The organism is Pseudomonas sp. 2995-1 (assembly GCF_002742505.1).
GTDB classification, from domain to species: domain Bacteria; phylum Pseudomonadota; class Gammaproteobacteria; order Pseudomonadales; family Pseudomonadaceae; genus Aquipseudomonas; species Aquipseudomonas sivasensis.
Window position 1 is genome coordinate 331,279 of sequence record NZ_LJSA01000490.1, and the last position, 17,187, is coordinate 348,465.

16 protein-coding genes are annotated in these 17,187 nt (G+C 60.9%); 6 read left to right on the forward strand and 10 right to left on the reverse strand.

The genetic code is table 11. The annotated features are described in order from the left end of the window. Positions 1-310 precede the first annotated feature (310 nt). Positions 311-760 carry a hypothetical protein gene (locus tag AOA61_RS26160; protein WP_177326444.1) on the reverse strand — a complete coding sequence of 150 codons (450 nt, stop codon included), beginning with the start codon at positions 758-760 and terminating at the stop codon, positions 311-313. A gap of 553 nt (positions 761-1,313) precedes the next feature. Here AOA61_RS26160 and AOA61_RS26165 point away from each other — a divergent pair. Further along, a complete protein-coding gene (locus AOA61_RS26165; RefSeq protein WP_032887940.1) occupies positions 1,314-2,249 on the forward strand; it encodes a chemotaxis protein CheV in 936 nt (311 codons plus the stop codon). 39 nt (positions 2,250-2,288) lie between these two features. Beyond that, positions 2,289-3,095 carry an MOSC domain-containing protein gene (locus AOA61_RS26170; RefSeq protein WP_032887942.1) on the forward strand — a complete coding sequence of 269 codons (807 nt, stop codon included), beginning with the start codon at positions 2,289-2,291 and terminating at the stop codon, positions 3,093-3,095. 65 nt (positions 3,096-3,160) lie between these two features. Here the strand turns inward: AOA61_RS26170 and AOA61_RS26175 are convergent, their stop codons facing one another. The 8 genes from AOA61_RS26175 to AOA61_RS26210 form a co-directional block, all read right to left on the reverse strand. Then, positions 3,161-3,445 (reverse strand): pyrimidine/purine nucleoside phosphorylase, encoded by a 285-nt coding sequence (locus AOA61_RS26175; protein WP_032887944.1) that lies wholly within the window; start codon positions 3,443-3,445, stop codon positions 3,161-3,163. Positions 3,446-3,509: 64 nt separating this feature from the next. Further along, a complete protein-coding gene (locus AOA61_RS26180; RefSeq protein WP_032887946.1) occupies positions 3,510-4,052 on the reverse strand; it encodes an exonuclease domain-containing protein in 543 nt (180 codons plus the stop codon). 73 nt (positions 4,053-4,125) lie between these two features. Continuing rightward, on the reverse strand, positions 4,126-6,009 hold the full coding sequence (locus AOA61_RS26185) for an acetyl/propionyl/methylcrotonyl-CoA carboxylase subunit alpha (RefSeq protein ID WP_099603027.1): 1,884 nt from the start codon (positions 6,007-6,009) through the stop codon (positions 4,126-4,128). 525 nt (positions 6,010-6,534) lie between these two features. Next, complete coding sequence (locus AOA61_RS26190) at positions 6,535-7,296, reverse strand: enoyl-CoA hydratase/isomerase family protein (RefSeq protein WP_099603028.1); 762 nt, start codon at positions 7,294-7,296, stop codon at positions 6,535-6,537. Then, a complete protein-coding gene (gene atuD, locus AOA61_RS26195; RefSeq protein WP_032887952.1) occupies positions 7,293-8,450 on the reverse strand; it encodes a citronellyl-CoA dehydrogenase in 1,158 nt (385 codons plus the stop codon). Before atuD ends, AOA61_RS26190 begins: the two co-directional genes overlap by 4 nt. Positions 8,451-8,466: 16 nt before the next feature. After that, positions 8,467-10,083, reverse strand: a complete 1,617-nt coding sequence (atuC, locus tag AOA61_RS26200; protein WP_099603029.1) for a geranyl-CoA carboxylase subunit beta — start codon at positions 10,081-10,083, stop codon at positions 8,467-8,469. A gap of 3 nt (positions 10,084-10,086) precedes the next feature. Continuing rightward, entirely contained in the window at positions 10,087-10,959 is an 873-nt protein-coding gene (locus AOA61_RS26205; RefSeq protein ID WP_032887956.1) for an SDR family oxidoreductase, read from the reverse strand. Positions 10,960-10,972: 13 nt separating this feature from the next. Next, positions 10,973-12,751, reverse strand: coding sequence for an acyclic terpene utilization AtuA family protein (locus tag AOA61_RS26210; RefSeq protein ID WP_099603030.1), 1,779 nt, complete (start codon positions 12,749-12,751; stop codon positions 10,973-10,975). A 153-nt stretch (positions 12,752-12,904) separates the two neighbouring features. Here AOA61_RS26210 and AOA61_RS26215 point away from each other — a divergent pair, with 153 nt between their 5' ends. The 3 genes from AOA61_RS26215 (at position 12,905) to AOA61_RS26225 (ending at position 15,492) form a co-directional block, all read left to right on the forward strand. Then, positions 12,905-13,528 carry a TetR/AcrR family transcriptional regulator gene (locus tag AOA61_RS26215; RefSeq protein ID WP_032887960.1) on the forward strand — a complete coding sequence of 208 codons (624 nt, stop codon included), beginning with the start codon at positions 12,905-12,907 and terminating at the stop codon, positions 13,526-13,528. A gap of 93 nt (positions 13,529-13,621) precedes the next feature. Further along, positions 13,622-14,410: an ABC transporter substrate-binding protein gene (locus AOA61_RS26220; protein WP_099603031.1), complete on the forward strand. Its 789-nt coding sequence runs from the start codon at positions 13,622-13,624 to the stop codon at positions 14,408-14,410. A gap of 68 nt (positions 14,411-14,478) precedes the next feature. Beyond that, positions 14,479-15,492 carry a GNAT family N-acetyltransferase gene (locus tag AOA61_RS26225; protein WP_099603032.1) on the forward strand — a complete coding sequence of 338 codons (1,014 nt, stop codon included), beginning with the start codon at positions 14,479-14,481 and terminating at the stop codon, positions 15,490-15,492. 49 nt (positions 15,493-15,541) lie between these two features. Here the strand turns inward: AOA61_RS26225 and AOA61_RS26230 are convergent, their stop codons facing one another. Next, entirely contained in the window at positions 15,542-16,093 is a 552-nt protein-coding gene (locus tag AOA61_RS26230; RefSeq protein WP_005789991.1) for an RNA polymerase factor sigma-70, read from the reverse strand. A 299-nt stretch (positions 16,094-16,392) separates the two neighbouring features. On the opposite strand from AOA61_RS26230, the gene AOA61_RS26235 reads away from it, so the two are divergent. Next, positions 16,393-17,145 carry a thioesterase II family protein gene (locus tag AOA61_RS26235; protein WP_099603033.1) on the forward strand — a complete coding sequence of 251 codons (753 nt, stop codon included), beginning with the start codon at positions 16,393-16,395 and terminating at the stop codon, positions 17,143-17,145. Positions 17,146-17,187 lie beyond the last annotated feature (42 nt).

The following is a 17,187-nucleotide window of genomic DNA, read 5'->3' on the forward strand; positions in this document are numbered from 1 at the left end:
CACTGACCGGGCGCTGTTTGAGATACGTTATTGAATCGTTTTCAAAGTTAATAAATTCAGTCACTTTGAGGGGGTGATAGTACCACTACTCTTACCGTCGGTCGCCAGGCGCCTGTCTGGCGGGATTATCTAAGCGCGCAAATATTCAGGGACGATAGTCCCAAAGTTAATGAAGGGGGGATGTATTACTTCAACAGGAATGTAGAGGTTATGGCTAATTGATATCTACGCGTGCGCCATTCAGTTTCAATGGGTTGGTTAAACCTGTCGTTTTTAGAAAACTGCGCGTTATTTACGACCTCATAACCGCTCAGGACGAGGGGTGTAAACGCTGCTGCGGTTTATATCTGAAATCCTTTTGTGGGATTTGCAGTGTGACCGTAGCAATCAATGAGGTTTGTTCCGATTCATCCAGTGCCAATAGGCCTGTCTTTGCATCGATAAGCTCCAGTTGCCAGGCCAGCAGTCTCAGGCAGTCTTCCAGGGCGCTCAGGGCCTGATCATGCAGCTGCAACGGGTTTTCGGCGTTGGCGATCACGTATTGGATATGCCGCGAAAATTCGCTGATCGCCTGCAGGGCGAGGCAATCGGCTTTTTCGGCGAGCTTGATCAGGCTGGCTTTCATGCAGTCGATGGCGTCGCTGTCGTTGCGAATCAGATGCAGGTGACTCAGGCACTCTTCCGACTTGGCCAGCAGGTTTTCAGCCTCGTGCAGGAATTCGGGAAGTGCAAGTTGCCACTCGTTACCGTCGTTCATCATGCAAGTCTCCACAACATAAGGTGGGGTGATGAGAGGTCGCATTGGGTGAGTGGCGTAAAACTACTGCTGAAAGATAACTGGAGTCTGTAGGTTGCTTCTGAGCGTTCAGTAGGACGTTTATTTGAATGATGGCGACGGCTGCGCGCGGCCCTCGTGAGCGGGCTCAATTGCACACCTTCAGTTGCCGCGACGTGAGTGTCTGGTAGACCCGTGGAACGAGGGCTTGGGATGGCAAACAAAGCCTGACTCCATTCATGCAATGAGAATGGCGTCACATTAATGACTATTAGATAAAGCGAATATCAGGTTGGGCCTGATTGCTTATAGGGGAATCCCTTACATGGCGGAACTTTACATCGCTTTGAATGTCCGGCAACGCCGATGTACCGCTGTCTGGAGAGGTTCATGCAGTAGAGCATGATGTCAGTGTGACATCAATGAATTTACGTGGCATTTTAGCAGGGGGTCAAGGTCTGGCTTTCGCCGCCGATAACAGCAGTAATGAATTGCACAATCCCTTCGCGCATCTAGCTGCGCACACCAGGAGCTTTTGATGGCCGGCATTCTCGACACAGTAGACCAACGCACGCAACTGGTGGGTGAGAATCGCCTGGAGATCCTCATGTTTCGCCTGGCCGGGCGGCAACTGTTCGCAATCAACGTTTTCAAGGTGCAGGAAGTCCTGCAACTGCCCAAGCTGACCCTGATGCCTCAGCGTCACCCGTTCGTGTGCGGCGTGGTCAACCTGCGTGGCCAGACCTTGCCGGTGATCGACCTGTCCCAGGCCATCGGCATGCGCCCACTGGTACCGGGCCCGAACAGCACCATCATCGTCACCGAGTACAACCGCTCGGTACAGGCGTTCCTGGTGGGTGGTGTGGACCGCATCGTCAACATGAACTGGGAATCCATCCTGCCGCCGCCGACCAGCGCTGGGCGTCAGCACTACCTGACCGCCATCAGCAAGGTCGATGACCAATTGGTGGAGATCATCGACGTGGAAAAAGTCCTCGCCGAGATCGTGCCCTATAACGCCAAAGTTTCCCGTGAAAAACTTGAAGACCCGGTGTTGGAACGTGCCCGTGGCCGCGAAGTGCTGCTGGTGGACGACTCCAACGTCGCCCTGTCGCAACTGCGCGACACCTTGGGTCAACTGGGTGTGAAGATGCACATCGCCAGCGACGGCCTCAAGGCGCTGAACATGCTCAAGGCCTGGGCCGACGCCGGCCACGTAATGACCGACAAGCTCCTGATGATCTTCACCGACGCCGAAATGCCCGAGATGGACGGCTACCGCCTCACCACCGAAATTCGCAACGATCCACGCCTGCGCAAGCTCTACGTGGTGCTGCACACCTCGCTGTCGGGCAGCTTCAACGACTCGATGGTGAAGAAAGTTGGGTGCGACAACTTCCTGTCCAAATTCCAGCCCGACAAACTGGTGGATGTGGTGCGCCAGCGACTGATGCTGGACGAAGCCACCGCTTGACCTTAGGGTTGCATCTTTGCCCCTCAGGAATGCAGGCCCATGCTTCGTCTCAGCGCGTTGTACCGTTACCCCTTGAAGTCCGGCAAGGCCGAAACCTTGCAGCACATCGGCCTGGATAAACTCGGGTTGAATGGGGATCGACGCTGGATGCTGGTGGACGAGGCCAGCGGGCGTTTCCTCACGCAGCGGGCGGTGGCGAAGATGAGCCAACTCTCTGCGCTGTGGAACCGCACGGGCGGCCTGACCTTGAGTTCGCCTGGCTACGCGCCGCTGGACGTGGCGCTGCCCGGCAGCGACGCCGAGTTGCGCGGCGTGACCATCTGGCGCGACACCTTGCGCGTACCGGACGCCGGTGATGAAGCTGCCGCCTGGGTCAGCGACTTTATCGGCAAGCCGACACGGCTGGTGCAGATGCCCTTGGACCGTGCCCGCACCACCCAGGCCGGTTTCGGGCGTGATGATGATCAGGTGGCGTTTGCCGATGGTTATCCGTTGCTGCTGATCGGGCAAGCGTCGCTCGACGACCTCTCGCAAAAAATCGGCCGCCCCATGGAGATGCTCCGCTTTCGCCCGAACCTCGTGATCGAGGGCGGCGAAGCTTTCGCGGAAGATGGCTGGAAGCGTCTGCGCATTGGTGATGTGGAGTTTCGCGCCGTGAAACCCTGCTCACGTTGCATTCTCACCACCATCGACCCGCAAACCGGTGAACGCAGCGCCGACCGTGAACCGTTTGTCACGTTGGAGGCTTATCGCAAGACGGAAGACGGCGCGATGTTTGGCCAGAACCTGGTCAACGATGGTAATGGACGCCTGGAAGTGGGCATGCCAGTGACCATTCTCGAATAGCCTTCGGCGCCCATAAAAAATGCCCGTCTCCCACGAGACGGGCATTTTTTTGACCGGGCGAATGCTTAGCCGCGGTACTCGCACAGGTAAGCAGTATCCACGGCGACCTTCAGTTGGAACTTGCTGTTGGCCGGTACGTGGAACTGGCTGCCGGCGGCGAAGGTTTCCCACTCGCTGGCGTCAGGCAGTTTAACGGTCAGGGCGCCGGAGACTACGTGCATGATTTCACGCTGGGCGGTGCCGAATTCGTATTCACCCGGGGCCATCACGCCGATGGTCGCCGGACCTTCTGCGGTGCCGAAAGCGATCGACTTGACGGTGCCGTCGAAGTACTCGTTGACTTTGAACATGGGCGAATCCTCGGAAAAAGGGTCTGGAAAGGTCGGCCAGTATGCCCAAGGGCAGGGGAGCTGCCTAGACCGGTAAAATCAGCGGCAACAGGCGCGCGGTATTGCGTGCATCTTCCAGCGCCCGATGTTGCTGGCCATGGAACTGCATTCCCGCCAATTGAAGGGCGCCATTGAGGCCCAAGGGCTTGTCCAGGCGCCGGGCCTTGGCGAAGCGCTGCTTGAGGTTCACATGGGGTGTCTTGGCGAGTGCACTCACCAGGCTGTTGCGCTGCCATTCGAGCTCAAGCTGCGCGCGGTCATAGTCACCCCAACTCGCCCAGCCTTCCAAGCGCGGTTGATGCTGGCCCAGCCAGCGTTCGAACAGCGGCCACACCTCGGTGATGGGCGCGGCGGTGTCGATATTGGCCTGGGTGATATGGGTCAGCTGGCGGCAAAAGGGCGTCAGCAATGGGCGCCGCAATGGCCGCACAAAGCGCTGGAAGTGGTCCAGTTCGCGGCCCTGGCGGTTCACCAGGCTCGCGCCGATCTCGATGACTTCCATCTCCGTCACGGGCCAGCCGCCTTCATCCGTTGTGGCTTCAAGGTCAATAATCAGCCAATGAGGCATTGTGCAGGTTCCCGTACTCGTCCCTTCCTGATGGGGATAGAGCGTAGCCCGGCCCTGTAGTTCCGCCTAGGGACTATTCGATCTCCAGCAATACCTGCCGATTACGCACCTGATCGCCCGCCATTACCTGCACGGCCTTGATCACACCGTCGATGCCCGCCGTGAGCGGGTGCTCCATTTTCATGGCTTCAAGCACCAGCAGCAGTTGGCCTTTGCCGACACGCTCGCCTGCACGGACCCGCACATCGACAATGGCGCCATCCATCGGCGCCTTGACCGTGCCGCTGCTGGCGTCGGCCTGGCGGCGGGCGACCTGTTGGGTGCGGTTGGTCACGGTCAGGCCAGGTAGCCGTAATTGGTCGCCGTCGAGGTGGTAAGCGATACGGCGCCGGATCCCGTTGAGCACGCGCGTGGCGTAGCGGCCGTCGGTGCTGAGTTGCAGGTCGTCAACGGTGACCGTTTGAAGGTCGCCGTTGACCTCCAGGCAGCATGTCCAGGGGATGCTTGCGTTATTGCGCCATCCCGCCAGACCCTGGGCGTGCTGGTCGGCGCTGTGGTGATAAAACAGCGCGGCGGCCAGGGCAAGCTGTTCTTTCGACGCGGCGGGCGGCGGGATTTCGCGAAAGTGCTCGGCGATAAACCCGGTGCTGAAATGGCCGTCGATAAAGTCCGGTTGCTTGAGCAGATCGGCCAGCAGTTGCTGGTTGGTATTGACGCCCAGCAGCACGGTGTCCTCCACAGCGCGCAGCAGCTTGCGGCGCGCCTCTTCGCGGGTGGCGCCGTGGGCGATGATCTTGGCTTGCATGGCGTCATAGAACGGGCTGATGGTTTGGCCTTCGCTGACGCCATGGTCAATACGTACGCCTGCGGCCGGCTCCCAGCGCAGCACCTCACCGGTTTGCGGGAGGAAACCTTGGGCCGGGTCTTCGGCGTACACGCGCACTTCCATGGCATGGCCGCTCAGGGTCACCTCTTTTTGGCTCAATGGCAGTGGGTGGCCGGCGGCGACCAGCAGTTGCCAGGCCACCAAGTCCAGGCCGGTGATCAACTCGGTGACCGGGTGCTCCACTTGCAGGCGCGTGTTCATTTCCAGGAAGTAGAACTGACCGTTGCGGTCGAGCAGAAATTCCACGGTGCCGGCGCCGACGTAATTCACCGCTCGCCCGGCCTTTAGCGCCGCCTCGCCCATGGCCTGGCGCAGTTCCGGGGTCATGACAGGGCAGGGCGCTTCTTCGACGATTTTTTGGTGGCGACGCTGGATCGAGCAGTCGCGTTCGCCTAGGTAGATCAGATTGCCGTGGCTGTCGCCGAACAGTTGGATTTCGACGTGACGCGGGTCGATCAGTGCCTGTTCGAGGATCAGTTCGTCACTGCCGAAGGCGTTCTGCGCTTCGGAGCGGGCGGTGCGCAATTGCTCCAGCAAGTGCTCGGGTTTGTGCACCAGGCGCATGCCTCGGCCACCGCCGCCGGCGCTGGCCTTGATCATCAACGGGTAGCCGATGCGGTCGGCCTGGTGTTGCAGGGTGGTGTCGTCCTGGGCGCTGCCCTGGTAGCCGGCGATGCAAGGCACTTCGGCTTCCAGCATGGCGAGTTTGGAGAGGCGTTTGCTGCCCATCAGCTCAATGGCTTCGGGGCTGGGGCCGATAAAGGTGATGCCGGCGGCGATGCAGGCGTTGGCGAACTCGGGGTTTTCGGAGAGGAAACCGTAGCCGGGATGGATAGCGTCGGCGCCTGTGCACTTGGCCGCTTGAAGGATGGCAGGGATGTTGAGGTACGACTGCTGCACGGGGGGCGGGCCAATGTGGACGGATTCGTCGGCCATTTGGACGTGCGCGGCATTGGCGTCGGCGTCGCTGTAGACAGCTACGGTGCGGTAGCCCAATGCCTGGGCCGTGCGCTGGATGCGGCAGGCGATTTCACCGCGGTTGGCGATCAGGATCTTGTTGAACTGCGGCATAGGTGTTTTCCCTGGGACTGAGTACATATCCGTTTCTTCGGTAACGGCAATCTATGGTTCCGCGCTTACAAAGGGTGGCCTTCGCCCCAACACTCGGTACCCGGCCGAGGCTCGGTGTGCCAGCTTGTTTGACAGGGCGATCGCAGTTCGAATGTGGGAGGGGGCTTGCTCCCGATAGCAGTGGTTCAGTTACACATCTGTTGGCTGATGCACCGCCATCGGGAGCAAGCCCCCTCCCACATTTGGATCTCCACCTATCAGATAGGTCTCACCCTGCTTTTGACCTGCTTTTGATCTGACCCTTACATCCTTTTCGCTGACGAAGTCAGCAGTCTTTTGATCTTGATCTCAGGCGCCCCGTTAAACACGCTGGCCGCACACCGAGCCTAGGCGAGGTGCCGAGTGTTGGGACAAGAGCCTTTTGCTTGTGTTTGGCTGGGCTGGCATTCCGGCTCTTCCAAAAGTGAGTCGCCGTAAGGGCGAAACCATAGGCAGCCGTTACCCAAATAACGGATATACCCCCAATCAACGAGCCCACTCAGGCCGACGCCTCTGCAAAAAAGCCCGAGTCCCCTCAACCCCCTCCGCCCCGCTGACCGCCTCGGCAAACCACTGCGCCCCGCGATCCAACACAACCCCAATCGGCTCATCCACACTGGCCAACAACAACGCCTTGGTGCGCGCGTTGGCGCCTGGTGCGCAGCGCAGCACCTGCCCCAGGACTTCATCCAAACGCTCCGCCAACGCCTGCGGATCGCGCTCGGTGAAGTGCACAAGCCCCAGCCGTTCAGCTTCCTGCCCATCAAATCGCGCGGCGGTCAGTGCCAGTCTCCGCGCCTGGGTCAGACCGATCCGCTTGACCACAAACGGCGCAATCTGCGCCGGCAGTAAGCCCAGACTGGTCTCCGGCAAACCGAACTGCGCCTGGTGATCGGCAATCGCGATGTCGCTCACACAGGCCAAGCCAAGCCCGCCGCCGAGCACCGCGCCTTGCAGCACCACGATGACCACTTGCGACACGGCTTCCACCTCTTGCAGCAACGTGCCAAAGGCCCGGTTCAGCGCCTGCAATTGATCGCCTGCGCTGACCAAGTCCTTCACGTCGGCTCCCGCGCAGAAATGCCCGCCGGCGCCGCTCAGAACCACCGCGCGGACTTGGTCGTCGAGTTGGGCCACTACCGCTCGCAGTTCGTTGACCATCTCCAGGCTCATGGCGTTGCGGCATTCGGGCCGATTGAGGGTGATGTGCAGCACGCCGTTATGGGGCTCCAGCAGCAAGGTGCTCATGGTTTTTTCCCCGGTAGCGTGCCCATCAATTTGCAGATGATGCCCAGCATGATTTCGTCGGCACCGCCGCCAATCGATACCAGACGCACATCGCGATAAGCACGGGCTACGGGGTTGTCCCACATAAAGCCCATGCCGCCCCAGTATTGCAGGCAACTGTCGCTGACCTCACGGCCAAGGCGTCCGGCCTTGAGTTTGGCCATGGAGGCCAGGCGGGTCACGTCCTGGCCTTTGATGTATTGCTCGGTGGCCTGGTAAACCAGCGCCCGCAGGCATTCGATTTCGGTGGCCAGTTCGGCCAGGCGAAAGTGGATCACCTGGTTGTCGATCAGCGCTTTGCCGAAGGTCTGGCGTTCCTTGCAGTACTCGATGGTGCTGTCGATGCAGTACTCCAGGCCCTTGATCATATTGGCCGCGCCGAACAGGCGTTCTTCCTGGAATTGCAGCATCTGCATCATGAAGCCCGCGCCTTCGTGGCCGATACGGTTGCGCTGGGGGATGCGTACGTTGTCGAAGAACACCTGGGCGGTCTCGGAGCTGTGCATGCCGAGTTTTTCCAGGGGCGGGCTGACGCTGATGCCGGGGGTGTTCATCGGCAGCATGATCAGCGATTTGTTGATGTGCGGCTTGTCGTCCGAGGTGTTGGCCAGCAGGCACATGAAGTCCGCGCTGGGCGAGTTGGTGATCCACATTTTGCTGCCGTTGATCACGTAGTCATCGCCGTCCTTGCGTGCGTAGGTCTTGAGCCCGGCCACGTCGGAGCCGGCGCCGGTTTCAGAGACGCCGATGCAACCGACTTGCTCGCCGCTGATGGCCGGGCGCAGGAATTCGTCGCGCAGTGCATCGCAGCCGAAGCGGGCGAGGGCGGGGGTGCACATGTCGGTCTGCACGCCGATGGACATGGGAATGCCGCCGCAGCGAATGGTGCCGAATTCTTCGGCGGCGACGATCGAGTAGCTGTAGTCGAGGCCCATGCCGCCGAATTGTTCCGGTTTGGAAATGCCCAGCAGCCCGAGGTCGCCGGCCTTGCGTAAGATCGCGTGGATGGGAAAGCGCCCGGCTTTTTCCCATTCGTCCACGTAGGGGTTGATCTCGCGATCGACGAAGGCGCGGACGGTGCGGCGCAGTTCCTGATGTTCCTGGGTGAAGATCATTGTTCTTGTTCTCCTGTTAGAAACGCGCCACACCGAAGCTGTTGGGCTGCAATTGCCGCACCTCGGCGTCATGGCAAATATCCAGCAAAAAACCGAGCAACGTGCGGGTATCCCGGGGATCAATCAGCCCGTCATCCCACAGGTTTGCGCTGCCGTACAGGGCGGTGGATTGGCTGTCGAGCTTCTGCGCGGTGACCTGTTCCAGCATGTCCAGCACTTTGGGGTCGGGCACCAAGCCGTCTTTGAGCTGCTTGGCCTCGGTGACGATGCGCAGCACCTTGCCCGCCTGCGCGCCGCCCATCACCGCCGTGCGGCTGTTGGGCCAGGCGAAGATAAAGCGTGGGTCCAGACCCCGGCCACACATCGCATAGTTGCCCGCACCGTAGGAGCCGCCGACCACCACGGTGAGTTTAGGCACCCGCGCATTGGCCACCGCCTGGATCATCTTCGCGCCGTGCTTGATTACGCCTTGTTGCTCTGACTCGGTGCCGACCATAAAGCCAGTGGTGTTGTGCAAAAACAGCAGCGGCGTGCGGCTCTGGTCGCACAGCTGGATAAACTGCGCAGCCTTGCTCGCGCCTTTGGGCGTGATGGGGCCGTTGTTGCCGATCACACCAATGGCGCGGCCCTGGATATGCAGGTGGCCGCAGACAGTGTGGGCATCGAACTCGCCCTTGAATTCAAGGAATTGGGAACCGTCAGCCAGCCGCGCCAGAATTTCGCGCACGTCGTAGGGTTTTTTCGGATCATCGGGGATCATCCCCAACAGTTCCTCGGCGCAGTACAGCGGTTCTTTGTAGGTGCGTTTTGGCGCAGACGGCAGGCGGTCATCCCAGGGCAGCAGGCTGACGATCTCACGCACGATACGCACGCCATCGGCGTCGTTTTCCGCCAGGTATTCGGCGGTGCCGGCCGTTTGCGCGTGCATCTCGGCGCCGCCCAGTTCTTCATCGGTGGTCACTTCGCCCGTCGCCGCCTTGAGCAGCGGCGGCCCGGCCAGGAACAGCTTGGCCTTGCCGCGCACCACCACCACGTAATCCGACAACCCCGGTTGGTACGCGCCACCCGCCGTGGCCGAACCGTGCACCACGGTGATCTGCGGCAGGCCCATGGCTGACATGCGCGCCTGGTTCGCGAAGCTGCGTGCGCCTTCGACAAAAATCTCGGCGGCATAGTTGAGGTTGGCGCCGCCGCTTTCGGCCAGGGTCACCACCGGCAATTTGTTCTCCAGCGCGATCTGCTGCAGGCGCAGGGATTTTTTCAGCCCGGTAGGAGAAATGGTGCCGCCCTTGATCGCGCTGTTATTGGCCACCACCAACATGCGCACGCCGCTGACGTAGCCGATTCCTGCGATCAACCCACCCCCGGCGGCGCTGCCGTCCTTGTCGTCGTGGAGTTTGTAGCCGGCCAGGCTGGCCAGTTCCAGGAACGGCGCGCCGGGGTCCAGCAGCAAGTTAAGGCGCTCGCGGGGCAACAATTGGCCCCGTTTGTCGAACTTGGGCTTGGCTTCCTGGGCCTTGCTCAGCAGGTTTTGCTCCAGTTGGCGCAGGTGCTGAATGCTGTCCAGCATGGCCTCACGGTTGCGTGCGAACGCTGCGCTGTGGGCGTCGATCAGGCTTTCAATCACCGGCATGATTTATTTCCCTTCCTTGAGCACGTCCGGCAGGTAAGCGCGGTGAAAACCATTGAACGGTTCGCTCGGCGGCTGGGCCTTGTGCAGCGGCCAGGCACGGCTGCCGAGGCTGGCGGCGCCGTCGATGCGCAGGGTGCTGCCGCTGATAAATGCAGCGGCGGGGCTGAGCAGGAACACAATGGCGGCGCTGACTTCCGATTCGGTGCCGATACGCTTGAGCGGCACGTGTTCACGCAGGGTGGGGATCACCGCCTTGAACGCGCCCTCGTAGGTGTCCATGCCGCTGGAGGCGATCCAGCCCGGCGCCACGGCGTTGACCCGAACCCCGGCGCAGCCCCATTCGAAGGCGGCGGTTTTGGTGAAGTTGTCCATGCCGGCACGGGCGGCGCCGGAGTGGCCCATGCCGGGCATGCCGCCCCACATGTCGGCGAGCATATTGACGATGGCGCCACCGTGTTTGCTCATGGATTGGTTGAACACTTCGCGGGCCATCAGGAAACCGCCCACCAGGTTGGTGCGCAGCACGGTTTCAAAGCCTTTCTGATTGATCGACGCGAGCGGTGATGGGTACTGACCGCCAGCGTTATTCACCAAACCGTGGACCTGGCCGTGGTCATTCAGGATTTGGCTGACCAGCGTCTTCACCGCCTCTTCATCGCGAATATCGCAGGCGCTGCAATGGGCGATGCCGCCGTCTTCGGCAATTTCCGCCGCGACCGCTGCGAGCTTGTCCGGCTTGCGTCCGACCAGGATCACCTGGGCGCCGAGCGCTGCCAGCTCATGGGCGGTGCAGCGGCCAATGCCACTGCCGCCACCGGTGACAATCACGGTGTGACCCTGGAAAAGGTCTGCTTTGAAGATCGAGTCGAAGGCCACGGCAACGCTCCTGTTATTGGCATTGATCGGCAATGTGTTGCGGCACCGCAATGGGAATTTCCAGCAGTTGCTGGGCGAAAGCCTTGCCTTGGGGGTCGATGCGCAGGCTGGCAATGCCGCCGCCGCCCAACGCGTTTTCCAGCAGGAAATTCAGGCTGTGGCTGCCGGGCAGATACCAGCGCTCGACGCGGCCGTGCAGCGGGTCGAGCACGTGGCTCATCCAGTCGACGATCACTGCGGGCGTCAGCGCTTCGGCGATCCATGGCAGGTACTCGGGATCACGGGCGATCACGCCGATATTGCTGTGATTGCCCTTGTCACCGGAGCGTGCCACGGCGAGTTTCACGAGGGGCACGCTGGCGTCGGCGCGACCTTGGGGCTTGGGTGGATCCATCGGCGCGGCGGGCAGGGTTGGGGCATCGGTGATGGGTAGCGCGCAAGCGTGGCGTTCACCTTGGAAGTCGATCAGTAACTCACATGAGGACTTGTCGATCAGAAACGAAAACAACCGAATCAACGGATACACCGTCGGGCGACCCCCTACGATTCCGGTCAACCCCGGCGCCATCCCGGTAGCGGCCTGGGCGATCTCGCGCGCGAACAGCACCAGCGCCTGCTTGCTCGGGTGTCGCACCGCCAACTTGACCACCACTTCACGACAGTCATGACGCATCGCATGTGCGCCATAGGTTGCTTCGCTGCCCAGCAGCTCGATATTCACCTCGGTGTACGGCGCCCAGCCGCGTTGGCTGAACAGTTGCGAGGTCTTGTTGATGATCGCCTGGCTGACCCGCTCGGCCTTGGCCACCGCGTCGATCCCGGCAATCAGGCAACTGGCGGTGCAACGCGAGCCATCGGGATACGTGGCGCTGACCTTGTACTGGTCGGTGGGTGGCGAACCCTTGGCGCCGTGCAGGTGCACGCGGTTTTTTCCCTGCTGCTGCAGTTTGACCTGGCTGAAATCGCAGATCACGTCGGGCAACAGATAGGCGCGTGGGTCGCCGATTTCATACAGCAACTGTTCGGCCACGCTGAGTTCGCTGATCAACCCGCCGGTGCCGTCGACCTTGGTTACCGTGAACTGGCCGTCGGCGCTGACCTCGACGATGGGGAAACCGATGTGTTCGTAGTCCGGCACATCGCGCCAATCGGTGAAGTTACCGCCGGTGCACTGGGCGCCGCATTCGATGATATGCCCGGCCAGGGCCGCTTGGGCGAGGCGGTCGTAGTCGTGCCAGGACCAGTCGAATTCATGCACCAGCGCCGCGCTGACCACGGCGCTGTCGACCACGCGGCCGGTGATAACGACATCGGCGCCCAGCGCCAAGGCTTGGGTGATGCCCGGTGCGCCAAGGTAAGCGTTGGCGGACACGCACACCGGCGGCAGCGGTGTGCCGCTGAACATATCGGTCGTGCCCGTGAGGTTTTTCAATTGGGGTTGCAGGTCATCGCCCAGCAGAACGGCTATTTTCAGCGGTACCTGGGCTTTATCGCAGGCCGCTTGCAGGGCTGCGGCGCAGGCTTGGGGATTAATGCCGCCAGCGTTGCTGATTACGCGGATGCCCTGGCCCTGGATATCGGCGAGCAGCGGTGTCAGCACCTCGACAAAATCCGTGGCGTAACCGGCCTGGGGGTCTTTCATCCGTGCGCCGGCAAGGATCGACATCGTGACTTCCGCCAGGTAGTCGAACACCAGGTAATCCAGCTTACCGCCGTGCACCAACTGGGCGGCGGCAGTGCAGGTGTCGCCCCAGAAGGCGCTGGCACAGCCGATACGAACCGTCTTGCTCATGAGAAATCCTTCCTCGAATGGCTGTTGGCGAGACTACCAAGCAAGCGCTTGGTTTGTAAACTCCAGTCACAAGTTTTAGCCAAGCGCTTGCTTGGTTGGCGGCCACGGCCTAAATTGCCGGCCAAGACGTCAGTAGAAGTAGAGGAGAGCAGCATGGATGAGCACAAAGCCCTGCGGGTGATGCGCACCATGGTCGATGGCGGCCAATTGACCGATCCCGACAGCGCCCGGGGCAAGTTGCTGCAAACCGCGGCCCACCTGTTTCGCAACAAGGGTTTCGAGCGCACCACCGTGCGTGACCTGGCCAGTGCGGTGGGCATTCAGTCCGGCAGCATCTTTCATCACTTCAAGAGCAAGGACGACATCCTGCGGGCGGTGATGGAGGAAACCATCCACTACAACACGGCGCTGATGCGGGCTTCGCTGGAGGAGGCGACAAACGTGCGCGAACGTGTGCTGGCGCTGATTCGCTGCGAGTTGCAGTCGATCATGGGCGGCAGCGGCGAAGCCATGGCAGTGCTGGTGTATGAATGGCGCTCACTGTCGGCGGACGGCCAGGCCCAGGTCCTGGCGCTTCGCGACGTGTACGAAGACCTCTGGCTGCAAGTGCTGGGCGAGGCCAAGGCTGCTGGCTACATCAAGGGCGATGTGTTTATCGCGCGCCGCTTCCTCACAGGCGCATTGTCCTGGACGACCACCTGGTTTCGCGCCGAGGGCAGCATGACGCTGGAGCAGTTGGCCCAAGAAGCTTTGTTGATGGTTCTGAAAGCCGACTGAGGCGCAAGCTATTAATTTGCTGGCGGAAAGTTGTCTCGCCAGACAAAAACGCCTAGCTTATCGCCATCAGAGTTTTGAACGGTGTGTGCCTTGATGTTTTCGCCATGGCGGCTGGCTGCAGGACTTACCTTTTGGGCACTGGGCACCGCGTGGTGGATGCCGGCGTCGGCTGCGCAATTGGTGCGCATCGGCGCGGCGCATTTCCCTCCTTATACGGTGCGCCCGGAGCAGGGCGCCGACACGGGATTGCTGCCGCAACTGGTGGAGGCCCTGAACGCCTCGCAAACCGACTACCAATTTGTGCTGGTGCCGACTTCCATTCCTCGACGTTTCCGCGATTTCGAGCAGGGCCGGATCGACATGGCCATCTTCGAAAACCCCGCGTGGGGCTGGCAGAAAATTCCCCATACCAGCGTCGACATGGGGCTGGAGGACGCGGAAATCTTCGTCGCTCAGCGTGAACCGGGTCGCGCCCAGGACTATTTCGCCGACCTTGCGGGCAAACGCCTGGCGGTGTTCAGCGGTTATCACTACGCCTTCGCCAGCTTCAACCCCGACCCCAAGAACATGGCCGAGCACTTCAACGCCACCTTGACCTATTCCCACGACAGCAACCTGCTGATGGTTGCGCGCGGGCGTGCGGACATTGCCTTGGTGACCCGTTCGTACCTGAGTGACTTCATGGTGCGCAATGCGGATATGGCCGCGCAGTTCCTGGTGTCTGAGCGTATCGATCAGGTCTATCACCATTACGCCTTGCTGCGGCCGAAGGCGCCGATCACGGGCCAGGCTTTTTCCGCGTTGCTCAAGCGTCTGCGCGATGACGGCGAGATGCTGAAGATTTTCGAGCCGTACCGCATCGACGTGATGCCGGTACCTTGATCGGCTAAATTTCCTCTCCCGGCTCACGTCACTTCTTTATCTGTCGACGGTTACCGTGAGCCCCTCCCATGTCCAATTTGAATGACCTGTCGGTCCTGCCGTTACCGGCCGGGCCTGCCTTGAATGCTGATGAAACCGAAAGCCACCTGAGCCTGACCCTGGAAGGCCAGCCGCTGGCGCGTTTGCGCCTGGAGCGTGGCGAGGACCTGCAGGTGCATTTGCAGACCCCCGCCGAGGTGCCTTCCCCCCGCGCCTTGTGGGCTGCCTGCTACTGGTTGTTTACCAAGGAGCCGACTCGGCAACGTCTGACCTGGCACCTTGAGCATGCGCCTGAAGACGCCTTGCGCAGTGGTTTGCTGGTGGCTAGCGAGATCGCCGGGCAGTACCGATGTGAGCGCACCCTGTTCTGGCAATTGCCCCAGCCGTGGTTGGGACTCTCGCCCAGTGGCAGCTACCCGCAGCAGATGATCATCAGTGCCGGCAAGCGCCACCCCGTCCGTGCGCCGAAGCCTCGGGGTGAGGTTTACCGGCGTTATGACGCACGTCTTGGGGCCTGGATTTCCCTGCGCACCGTTGAGGTCGATGTGGATTTGGCGCGCTTCAATCGCTGGCAGAACAGCACGCGCGTGGCGAGTTTCTGGCAGGAAACCGGCAGCCTGGAGCAGCACCGGGAATACCTGGATAAGCTCGCCGCCGATCCGCACACCCTCACGCTGATCGGCTGTTTTGATGACGAACCCTTTGCCTATTTCGAAGCCTACTGGGCCAAGGAAGACCGTATCGCACCGTTCTACGATGCCGCTGACTACGACCGTGGCATCCACATGCTGGTGGGGGAGGAACATCATCGCGGTCCGCACAAGGTCGCCAGTTGGCTATCGGCGCTGGTGCACTACCTGTTCCTGGATGACCCTCGCACCCAACGTGTGGTGGCAGAACCGCGCGCCGATAACGCGAAGATGATCGGCCATATGCACAACCAGTGTTTCCACTGTGAAAAGGAGTTCGATTTCCCGCACAAGCGTGCGGCGCTGATGATTCTGGGGCGGGAGCGGTTTTTTGAGCGGTGCGGGCTGGTGTGAGCGGTGGGGGCGGGCGTGCTCGCCCCCATTATGGGCAGGTCCGTGTCGATCAGACGCGCCGTGCAAATGTATCGCTATGGCTGCCCGACACCTTGCGGCAGTGCACCAGCGCATCGCGAATCATGAAGTTCACCAACGTTGGTGACACCCCCAACTCCTTGGCGATGTCCTTTTGCGGCACGCCGTGCAGACGGTACATCTCGAACGCGTAACGGGTGCGCTGGGGCAGCTCAGTCAGGGCGTCGGCGATGTTTTCCAGGGTGTTGAAATTGATGTGGGAGGTTTCCGGTGAAGCGCCGTGAATAACCACATTCAAGCCTTCCTCTTCCGTCCCGGAGTATTTGAGCTCCAGGGCCTGCTTACGGTAGTGATCGATGGCCAGGTTACGGACGATCTGGAACAGGTAACTCAATTGGGCCTTGAACGAGGATGTGATCGTCGGCGCCGATTGCAGGCGGAAGTAGGCATCCTGCACGACGTCTTCGGCGCGGGAGCGGCAGCCGGTAATTCGTGCTGCGATCTTCACCAGAATCAGTCGGTTGTCGACGAATGCCTGGAGAAGTGGTGAGTCGCACCTGCCTGTGGATACTTGTTCCGTCATGGAAATCACCTTGAAAAATAGGTTGGGGGAGGGCGTCCTTGCTGAGGCCTCCTACACATCGGGCAACAAATTAGGCTGAATGATAATGATTGTCAAATGAGAAGACGAACTAATCTTATGCTTTCTTGTTCGGCGTGAACCACGTCTCGCTCATGCCCGGCGACTAATTATTTGCCGGTGCCGTCCGTTCTTCTGGGTGAAAGGTCCGTTAGTCAGGCGGCCAAGGATCAGCACCCGCAGGAGGACGAAATGGGTTTTTATCGTGCATACAGCGTGTTTCAGTTTGGGGTCTTCGAGCGATGAGCGCGCCGACCCGACTGCGCCTGTTCTGCCTGCCCTATTCGGGCGCCAGCGCCATGGTCTATGCACGTTGGCGTCGGGTGTTGCCCGAGTGGCTGCAGGTATGCCCGCTGGAATTACCCGGTCGTGGCATGCGCATGGACGAGCCCTTGCAGCGCGATATCAAGGCCTTGGCTGCGCAACTGGCGGACGAAATCTGCCACGAGTTGAGCGGCCCCTACGCGTTGTTCGGCCACAGCCTCGGCGGCCTGCTCGCCTTTGAATTGGCCCATGCGTTAAACGCACGCAACGTCCCTGCGCCGCTGGCGCTGTTCGCTTCCGGCACTGCCGGCCCGGCGCGTCGCGATGTCAGCGAATACGCCATCGAAAAGACCGATGAGCAACTGATCGCCCGTCTGCGCGAACTGAAGGGCACCGCCGAAGCGGCCCTGGCCAACCCCGAATTGATGCAACTGATGCTGCCGATCCTGCGCGCTGACTTCCTGCTGTGCGGCAGCTTCACCTACGGCGAGCGTGAGCCGCTGGGCATGCCGATCCATGTATTCGGTGGCAAGCAGGACAGCGTACGCGCCGACCAATTGCTCGACTGGCAACTCGATGCCGCCAGCGGCTTTTCCCTCGATATGTTCGATGGCCACCACTTCTTCCTCATGCAGCACGAAAGCACCGTATTGCGCTGCCTGCGGCGCTACGCCGACGAACACCTGGCCCGCTGGCGCAATGGCGCGGCGCGGCAGTTGGTCGCCGGCTGATAGCTACTCAATTTCCGAATTTCCCGTAAGCCGATTTCAGGC